This window comes from Stenotrophomonas sp. HMWF003 (genome assembly GCF_003061285.1).
GTDB lineage: Bacteria > Pseudomonadota > Gammaproteobacteria > Xanthomonadales > Xanthomonadaceae > Stenotrophomonas > Stenotrophomonas maltophilia_AP.
Genome location: NZ_QAIW01000308.1, coordinates 1 through 885, shown reverse-complemented (window position 1 = coordinate 885; position 885 = coordinate 1). Strand labels below are relative to the sequence as shown.

Below are 885 nucleotides of genomic sequence, written 5' to 3'. Positions count from 1 at the left end.
CCGCCGTAATGAATGCGCAGGCCCATGCCGGCTCAGGCGCGGGCCAGCAGGCGCACGGCGCGGGCCTCGGCCACGGCCAGCAGCAGGCGTTCCAGCCCCAGCCACGGGTCACCGTCGGCACGGCCCTTGGCCATGCGGTCGACCAGCCCGGCCTCGGCCACGAAACGCTCCCAGCGCTTGGGTTCGGGATGGCGCTGCAGGGCGCGCTTGAACGGCGCCTGCCGCGATTCCCAGATCCCGCGGCTCTTCATCTCGGCGGCCAGGTTGCCGCCCCGGGCCTGCACACGGGCCAGCCCGGCGGTGGACAGCAGCTCGCGGATGACCATCGGGGTCAGCGCGGCCACCGCTTCGCCCTCGCCCCGCAGCCCGGCCAGCATGCGCAGCACCGCCACCGGCTGCCCCGAGAACGTGGCCTCGAGCAGGCGGAACACGTCATAGCGGGCGGCGTCGGCCACCAGCGATTCCATGGTGTCCACGTCCAGGGTCTGCCCGGCGGCCAGCAGGGCCAGTTTGTCGATCTCCTGCGCGGCGGCCAGCAGGTTGCCTTCCACCCGCTCGGCCAGGCGCTGCACGGCGGCCGGTTCGGCGCGCAGGCCCTTGCTGCGCAGGCGGCGTTCGATCCAGTCGGGCAGCTCGTGCGGCTTGATTGCCCAGGCCACCGACAGCACGCCGACGCGATTGACCGCCTCGGCCCACTTGCCCTGGTGGGCCTTGCTCCATTCGTTGCAGGTGATCAGCAGGATCACGTCCGGCGCGGGATTCGCACAGAACTGGCTGATCACCTCGGCGCCTTCCTTGCCCGGCTTGCCGCTGGGCAGGCGCAGCTCCATCAACCGCCGCGGGCTGAACAGGCTGGGCGCATTGAAGCTCGCCTCCACCTGGTTC

1 protein-coding gene is annotated in these 885 nt (G+C 72.0%); it reads right to left on the bottom strand.

The genetic code is table 11. The features are described from left to right. Positions 1-32: 32 nt before the first annotated feature. Positions 33-885 (bottom strand): DNA polymerase III subunit delta (holA, locus tag DBR34_RS12570; RefSeq protein ID WP_128097043.1); only part of this gene is annotated, 853 nt, incomplete at its 5' end.